The organism is Pedobacter sp. 01N416, assembly GCF_056399685.1.
Map to the genome: position 1 here is coordinate 1 of NZ_JBFTRT010000373.1, position 7,932 is coordinate 7,932.

A 7,932-nucleotide genomic window follows, 5' to 3' on the forward strand; every position below is an offset into this window, starting at 1 on the left:
CAGTAAAATATGAGATTGCATCTGGCAGATAAAAAGCCTTGATTGGCCATGTACCTAAAACTTTTTTACCGTCTTTATCGCTTACATCAAAGGCATTGTCGGCCTGGCTGATGTCTCTAGTGCCTAAGGGATTGATTTTGGTAATGCTTCCGTCAACGATATCTATTTCGGCAACACCATTGTTCTCCTGTAGGGTAACGTATGCTTTCTTAGAATCAGCGCTTACAGCAATATATTCTGGTTCGATATCTTGTGTAAAACTTGCATTTAAACCATAAATCCTGAAGCCACCTGCAAGCAAAGTTGCTTTTTGTGATTCAAAAGCGGCGAAATCTAATGTTTTTACAGAATAGTTGTCTTTGATGTTAATGATCGAAATGGTTCCTTTAGGATCAACGGTATATGCAAGATTCGGTTCACCTTCGTTAGCCGATAAAATATAGTTCCCATCAGGACTGAAAGTTACCATATCGGGCATGGCACCTACGGTAATTTTTTTAACTTCTTCTAAAGTAGCTGTTTTTAATACCACTACATCACCATTTCCCTGCTTATCTGCGCCATCTAAAGCGATTGCTAATAAACCATTACTTACAGCCACGCTATTAATACCAGCGTTATTGGGGTATAATAAGGTTTTCAATTTTGTAACGGTTGGATATTTACTCATATCAACTACATCAACCTTGGTTCCGCCATCGTTACTCACCACAAATAATTGCTTGGTTAAGGGATCGTAAGCCGAAATTTCTGAAGCAAATTCCCCTCCTAAATCAATGGAAGCAGTTTCTTTAAAGCTGTCGATTTTTTCAGGAACGATAGCTTCAACCGGAGGATCTACAATCGGATCTTTTTTGCAGGCAGTAAATGCCAATGAAGCAATAAGGATTGCACCAAATAGTTTTTTACAGTTCATGGTTTTTTAATATCTGAACCGCAAAAATAGCCGCACATAACGCTAATTTTAGGTGTTGTTTGTTATCATTTTATTAAGAAAATATAAAGACCAAAGCAAAAAGATTAAAGGAGAAAGAGTAAAGCGAAACCCGTCGTCATCTCGACTGGAACGCAGTAGAATGGAGAGATCTATCTAGCTAGATTTAGCTTTGCTGAGCACTTCGTGGTTCTCGACTTCGCTGCACTCCGCTCGAAATGACGATAAAAAGTTAAAACAAAAAAATCCCGATTTTAGATCGGGATTTTTCTCTATGCGTCATGCTGAACTTGATTCAGCATCTTATTCAACAAGCAGATACTGAACCAAGTTCAGTATCTGCTTGTTGAATAATTAAATATGTATGGCTCTATTATCAGTTGCGGCAAGTGCTGCTTCTTTTAAGGCTTCGGTATAGGTTGGATGCGCATGGCAGGTACGTGCAATATCTTCTGCAGATGCACGGAATTCCATTGCAATAACTGCTTCTGCAATCATATCTGCTGCACGCGGGCCAATCATGTGTACACCTAAAACTTCATCAGTAGCGGCATCGGCCAAAACTTTAATGAAACCATCGGTATCCATACTCGCCTTTGCACGTCCGCTGGCTTTGAAAGGGAATGAACCTGCTTTATATTTAACACCTTTTTCCTTTAACTGCTCTTCGGTTAAACCTACAGAAGCAACCTCTGGCCAGGTATAAACTACACCAGGAATTAAATTATAATTGATATGTGGTTTCTGACCCGCAATGGTTTCGGCAACATAAGTACCTTCATCTTCTGCTTTGTGTGCCAACATGGCGCCAGTAATTACATCACCAATAGCATAAACACCTTTAACGGAAGTTTCTAAATGTTCGTTAACCGGAATTTTTTTACCTCTTTCTTCAACAGTGATACCGATTTTATCTAAACCTAAACCTTCGCTGTAAGCCGTACGACCAACAGCAACGATACAATAATCGGCTTCTAAAGAAATGGATTCGCCCTTAGGGGTATCAGCCGTAACAGTTACCGTTTTACCTTTTGTGGTAGCACCGGTAACTTTGTGGCCCATGTAAAATTCCATGCCTAAAGTTTTCTTTAACACACGCTGAAGTTCTTTACCCAAACCAGCATCCATAGTACCAATGATAGATGGTAAAAACTCAACAACAGATACTTTTGTACCTAAACGGGCGTATACCGAACCTAACTCTAAACCGATTACACCGCCGCCGATTACCACCATCGTTTTTGGCACTTCTTTAATATTTAAAGCCTCAGTTGAAGTTATAATGCGTTTTTTATCGATTGGTAAGAACGGTAAAGCTGTTGGTTTAGAACCCGTAGCAATAATTACGTTTTTAGCTGATAAGGTTTCTGTAGAGCCATCGGCTTTAGTTACCAGAATGGTATTTTTATCTACAAAAGATCCTACACCTTCGAAAGAATCGATTTTATTTTTCTTGAACAAATAAGTGATACCAGCTGTATTTTGGGCAACAACATCGTCTTTACGGGCGATCATCTGTTTCATATCAACCTTTAAATCTTTTAAGTTGATACCATGGCTAGTAAACGTGTGAGCAGCGTTGTGAAAATGCTCTGAAGAATCTAACAAAGCCTTAGATGGAATACAACCTACATTTAAGCAAGTACCTCCAAAAGTTTTATATTTTTCAACAACTGCAGTTTTTAAACCTAACTGAGCACAACGGATTGCGCCTACATAACCGCCCGGCCCTGAACCGATAACAACGACATCGTATTGCATAATTTTTTGAGAATTTTGATTAGCCAAATGTAGGGAAAAAAGGCGGAAAGCTGAAAGTCCATTGAGCAATAGAAATCGGTTTCTTAGTCATTGGTTTATCAATTGTTAGTTCTTCGCTGATACCCGATGCCCCAATAGATCAAATACTGAAGATCAATGGGATAGAAATTATTGCCAAGCCTTCAGTAAATGATTTAAAAGGACGACCAAAATTCACCAAACGCGAACAACAGATCCTTCAGTTAATTGCACAGGGAAAAACGACCGCAGGCATAGCGGATGAGCTTTTTCTAAGTCCACTAACAGTAGAAACGCACCGCCGTAATATTTTCGGATCCAGTGTTTCGAACAGAAAAAAGTGAATCTCAACACGGTCTTTTTGTACCATCAGGTAATCTTTAAAATCGGCACTTCCAATATCTTTAAAGCCTAATTTATTCACATAAAAATCTCTTGTGATTGCTTTATCACGCATGGGAAGTTTTGGGTTAATATCTGTTAGCATATTTTTTTATTTCAAAAATCGGTATTTTTCCCAAAAGCTGCACTTGATCCAGATCAGAAAATTTAATGATTTGCCCTTACCCTGCTCAATGTTTCAGGAGCGATCTTAAGGTATGAAGCGATCATTTTAACCGGAAAAACCTGTACAATGAGCGGTTTGGCATTTTTAATATAATTATATTTTTCAACTGGGCTTAGCGAACGATCAAATAAATATGTCCTGTTATTGGGCTGGTCAAAAATTCTACCCAAGCTTAAAAAAGACTGTGATTGGGCAATTAAACTATGTAAATTAGTTAAACTAAGCTCCAACACTTCAGATCTTTCAAAGGCCTTGATCGTTGTATCGGAAGGTTTTTGCTCAATCAGACTTGAATGATTGTACATCCACTCTTTTGGTAAATGCAGATCAATAATTGTTTCTGTGGTATCGTTAGCATGAAATTGAAAAAAAGATCCCGATAAAATGAAATAAACGGATTGACAAATTTCGCCAAGATGCAAGAGCACGTCGTTTTTACGGAACGACTTTCGGACAGTATATTCTTCAAAAAGAAGCAGGTCGTGAGATGAAAAGGATCCGACACTAGCTAAAATTTTCTGGGCTGACATCATAAACTAAATTATTGCAGAGGATAGAGCATCAAAATAACTTATTGATTAGCGGTTCTTCTGGTGATTAAATAGGCAACAATCAGATTAGGAATCCAGCATAACCAGGCAACAACCAGGTATGCTTTTGAAAAATCGCCATAAACCATTGTCAAAATTGGTAGCCACACCCTCAATGTAACAGCAGCAAAACAAGCCGCATAACTATAAATCATCATTTTTTGATGTTTTTCAATTTCTGCGCTTTTGATGTGTAAATAAGCCTTTAAAGTAGTGTAAAACCAAACGATGCCTAAGCAGATAAATCCAGTGGAAGAAACCCATCCTCCTGTTGCAAAAAAGCCAATATAAATACCCGATAATGCGCTAAGCAGTACAGCAACCACATAAACTTTACCCAGTTTTCGGTGAAGTGCCATACGCCTATTTCTCATTTCCGGACTAAATTGTGTCCAACCGATAAATAAAGCGATTCCTCCGAAAATGATATGCGTATAAAAACCAATGTTCCAGAAAGTATTGGTCAACAAATCAACCGACTTTGAATTTAACAACCCAAATTTCCTATCGATCAAAAAGTAAATCGTTGGGTAGAGTCCAATCAGCAATGCGAAGGTTGCAAATAAAATCCATAATCCTTTTTTTACCATACAACGTTCTATTGCTTCATACTAAGCTAGTTAATTTTCAAGAACTAAATCAATTCCTTTTGCAGCATAAATGCTTTGGCATTCGCAAAGCTCAGGAACAATTCGTCAGCTATTTTTAGTTTTTGATGCGCCCTTACATTGCTCTGAATGGCGTAACAGGTTATGCCCGCAGCCAGAGCAGATTTAACCCCATTTAAAGTATCTTCAAAAACAAGGCACTCATCTTTTTCAAAACCCAATCGCGCTACACAAAGATTGTAACTTTCGGGATCAGGCTTAGATTTATTTACATCTGTTCTGGTAATAAATAAACTGAAATACCTGGCCAAACCATTACGCTCAAAAACGGCTTCAACATCAATTTTCGGACTAGCTGTAACTACAGCCAGCGTAAGCCCTTTTTCATAAGCAAACTTGATAAACTCTAATGCAAAGGGCATTAACTGAATATCAGTTGTTCTAAAACCATCAAAAGTTATCTTCTCTCTTCTGTTGATGAAGCCTTCTAACTCTTCTTCAATTTTATACCTGTCTATTATAGTCTTTGCATTTTTGGGCAAGGGGATTCCAGCGTAATTTGTCAACCAATCCTTAAAATCCAGTGTAACTTCGTATTCACACAAAAACTTATTCCAACAATCGAAATGAAACTTCTCAGAATCAATTAATGTACCATCTAAATCAAACAGTAATGCTTTTATTTTACTCATTATAAATTTTTAACAGGAATGATGATTATGGAATAATCTCAAATAAGAAAAATTGTTGTACCTGAGATTTACCGAAATTATTATCAACACAAAAAATTAATGAGAGATGCCCATTTGGCAATTTTGGTCCAAATGTTACCCCTTCAAAATTATCGATATGTCGGTTCAAGGAATCAAAGTCGAAAATCAATTTCTTGTTTAAGAGCTTTGGAGGGTTTTGCACAAAAGAGCTATTATTGATTTCATTTTCAGCACTCTGTAAATCAACCAGGTAAAGTTTTAAAAAGGTATGATCATCGTGGCCCTTTGCCCAGGCTCTTTCCATTACCAAAAGCGTATGATTATTAATAGCTAGTATTTCAGAAATTCCATTTACATTCCAATCGTTTTCAACGGTAGGTTTAACTGGCATTGCACCCAGATTATAAGCATATTGGGCAATATTCTTTTTAGTAGCTACATCAAATTTTAAAATCCGCGTTAAGGCTTTGTCATATTCAAAAGCAGCCTGAGGTCCATCCTGATAAAGTGGTTCTTCCAAACTGGCGTATAATGTTTTGTACTGATCAGCATAAGTTAAACCTTCAAATAAAGCATTTTTGCGTGGCCCGCTTTCGGTTTTTGTAAACTGAAAGCCCTTAGGCATTGGAATAGTATCCAGAAACTTTCCATATGTAGAAATAAAGGTTAAGCCGGGCTGAACTATCGTCGTATCACCGTCCTTAAACAACCTTTCTCCCTCACTGCTCCAAATCCATTGTTTGGTTAAGGGGTTATAACGAACCGATTCGCTATCAGGTTTTACAGTTTTATCAGTTCCGTATTTTGGGTATGGTTTTCCGTTTTCCTGTAAGATATAAGTAACACCAGTTACCCGAACAGTATCGATCTTATTTTCTTTGATATCAATCTGTGCAGTATAAATCCTCGCCGGACTACGTTGTGATGGATCATCACTGATCATATAATACTGGTTTTGCTTTACATCGTAATCAATCCCAGACAAACCACCAACAACCGTATTTTGGAAAATTGGATTTAAGGGCATAATGTATTCATCCAGAAACTTTACAGACGAAATACTGGTTTCATTTTGCTTAACCGCAGCATACTTAGTTATAGAACAAGATGAGAGCACAATAGCAAGAACTGAATAAACAAAGAAGAGCTGCGATACAGGTTTCAAATCGAAATGTTTAGGCTGTAAAAATATAGAATTTTGGCGGCTCGAGATACGTCACCCTGAATTTATTTCAGGGTCTTCTCGTAAGCAATTTGCTCCAATCGGAAATTCAGTGGTGTTGGATATTCCGATCTGACACAAAGTGAATACAGATACTGAAACAAGTTCAGTATGACGTACAGCGAGAAATTAAACAAAAACAGTTGGATGTTACCATCCAACTGCACATTTACTGGAATTATAAGTGGTGTCAAATGTTACCATCTGACACTGATAAAACTAAGATTAAAACAACTTACCAATTACACGGTAAGTAATATTTGTTCCATCTACTATTTCTTCATAATAAACATCATCAGGCGAAACAAAATACTTTTCGTTTTTAATGGTTACCTCTCTGCATCCCTCTGGCAATTGACTAATTATATCGCCTATATTATGCGTATCAACCGGGCCATCAGTCGTGTTTAAAATACCGTCTTTCCCAGCAACCACATATACGGTTTTACCATCAGCACTTTCTTTTTGGGTATAATAAACGCCTTTGTATTCGTAATAATCAACCCCATTAATGGTAACCAGATTAGCATCCGATGGTAAATTCGGAACCTCAGCACCAACTGGTGGGGTTACCACTTCGTATTGACTATTGTTTTGTTGATAAAACAATCCGCCTGAATAATAGAACTGGTTAGCGCCATAATAAAACGGATAATAGCCATAAGGTAATACGCCAATCCTGAAACCTAAAAAGGGCCTGTAAAAATTATAATAGCTATAATATGGTCTGTAATAAGGCCTTCCATAACCTGGGCGATAACCGTAACCAGGCCTACCATATCCTGAACCTGGGCGATAACCTGGTCTGTTATAACTGTAATTAGGTCTTGGTGGGCGACCGCCATTGCTTGGTGCATAACTACCTCTACTTGGCGCATGCATAGATGGTTGTCTGGAAATAGAACCACCGCCTCTTGATGGGCTTATCGAACCAGATCTACCGCCCCCGGAAGAACCTCCACTCCTACTTGGCCGCTGTGCAGAAACGCTTTCAATACTTAAGGTTGCAATCATCGCTGCTGCAGCGAAAACAACCAATCCTTTATTTAATAACCTATTCATTATTTTGTGTTTATGTCGATTATGTATATGACGGTGAAAACTCCTAAAAGATTATCCCTTAACACTATTTAACTAAATTTTGATAAAGTGATGACGAAGGGAGGGTTTTAATGGCAAAATATATCAAAATCCTTCCATCTTACATGATTCCATCTTTGCTAACAAACCTTTTACGGGCTATTTTTTCTAATCAACCACGAATCACCTATATTTAAATTTTATTCCTAAAAACTAGCTTAAATGAACCTTACCAGAATTTTCAGTCTTTTATTTTGTCTGTTTATTTCTAATGAATTAATAGCCCAGCAAACCGATTCGGCATATGTTAGAGAAAACTACACTAAAATAGAACGCCAGATCCCCATGCGCGATGGGGTTAAACTCTTCACTTCCATTTATATACCCAAAAATCAAACCAAAAAATATCCATTTTTAATTAACCGAACACCCTATACC

The 7,932-nt window shown here is 37.6% G+C and carries 8 protein-coding genes and 1 pseudogene; 2 read left to right on the top strand and 7 right to left on the bottom strand.

Annotation, left to right across the window (positions count from 1 at the left end; translation table 11 throughout):
* On the bottom strand, window positions 1-916 hold a 916-nt coding region (locus tag AC1DND_RS19090), incomplete at its 3' end, for a choice-of-anchor I domain-containing protein (RefSeq protein ID WP_477584015.1).
* A gap of 372 nt (window positions 917-1,288) precedes the next feature.
* Window positions 1,289-2,695 (bottom strand): dihydrolipoyl dehydrogenase, encoded by a 1,407-nt coding sequence (gene lpdA, locus AC1DND_RS19095; RefSeq protein WP_477584016.1) that lies wholly within the window; start codon window positions 2,693-2,695, stop codon window positions 1,289-1,291.
* Window positions 2,696-2,940: 245 nt separating this feature from the next.
* Here lpdA and AC1DND_RS19100 point away from each other — a divergent pair, with 245 nt between their 5' ends.
* Window positions 2,941-3,057 (top strand): LuxR C-terminal-related transcriptional regulator, encoded by a 117-nt coding sequence (locus AC1DND_RS19100; protein WP_477584027.1) that lies wholly within the window; start codon window positions 2,941-2,943, stop codon window positions 3,055-3,057.
* Between the two features lie 205 nt (window positions 3,058-3,262).
* Here the strand turns inward: AC1DND_RS19100 and AC1DND_RS19105 are convergent, their stop codons facing one another.
* From AC1DND_RS19105 to AC1DND_RS19125, 5 genes are all read right to left on the bottom strand, one after another.
* Complete coding sequence (locus tag AC1DND_RS19105) at window positions 3,263-3,814, bottom strand: Crp/Fnr family transcriptional regulator (protein ID WP_477584018.1); 552 nt, start codon at window positions 3,812-3,814, stop codon at window positions 3,263-3,265.
* 38 nt (window positions 3,815-3,852) lie between these two features.
* On the bottom strand, window positions 3,853-4,461 hold the full coding sequence (locus AC1DND_RS19110) for a DUF2306 domain-containing protein (protein WP_477584020.1): 609 nt from the start codon (window positions 4,459-4,461) through the stop codon (window positions 3,853-3,855).
* Window positions 4,462-4,505: 44 nt separating this feature from the next.
* On the bottom strand, window positions 4,506-5,171 hold the full coding sequence (locus tag AC1DND_RS19115) for an HAD family hydrolase (protein WP_477584022.1): 666 nt from the start codon (window positions 5,169-5,171) through the stop codon (window positions 4,506-4,508).
* Window positions 5,172-5,196: 25 nt separating this feature from the next.
* Entirely contained in the window at window positions 5,197-6,357 is a 1,161-nt protein-coding gene (locus AC1DND_RS19120; protein WP_477584024.1) for an esterase-like activity of phytase family protein, read from the bottom strand.
* Window positions 6,358-6,639: 282 nt separating this feature from the next.
* On the bottom strand, window positions 6,640-7,476 hold the full coding sequence (locus AC1DND_RS19125; RefSeq protein ID WP_477584026.1) for a DUF6515 family protein: 837 nt from the start codon (window positions 7,474-7,476) through the stop codon (window positions 6,640-6,642).
* 240 nt (window positions 7,477-7,716) lie between these two features.
* On the opposite strand from AC1DND_RS19125, the pseudogene AC1DND_RS19130 reads away from it, so the two are divergent.
* Window positions 7,717-7,932 (top strand): annotated as a pseudogene (locus AC1DND_RS19130) (CocE/NonD family hydrolase); the annotation flags it as partial.

What these genes read in the sequence shown, in the direction of transcription:
- AC1DND_RS19110 (WP_477584020.1), bottom strand. Translation starts at nt 4,461, where the DNA reads ATGGTAAAAAAAGGATTATGGATTTTATTTGCAACCTTCGCATTGCTG.
- lpdA (WP_477584016.1), bottom strand. Translation starts at nt 2,695, where the DNA reads ATGCAATACGATGTCGTTGTTATCGGTTCAGGGCCGGGCGGTTATGTA.
- AC1DND_RS19125 (WP_477584026.1), bottom strand. Translation starts at nt 7,476, where the DNA reads ATGAATAGGTTATTAAATAAAGGATTGGTTGTTTTCGCTGCAGCAGCG.
- AC1DND_RS19105 (WP_477584018.1), bottom strand. Translation starts at nt 3,814, where the DNA reads ATGATGTCAGCCCAGAAAATTTTAGCTAGTGTCGGATCCTTTTCATCT.
- AC1DND_RS19115 (WP_477584022.1), bottom strand. Translation starts at nt 5,171, where the DNA reads ATGAGTAAAATAAAAGCATTACTGTTTGATTTAGATGGTACATTAATT.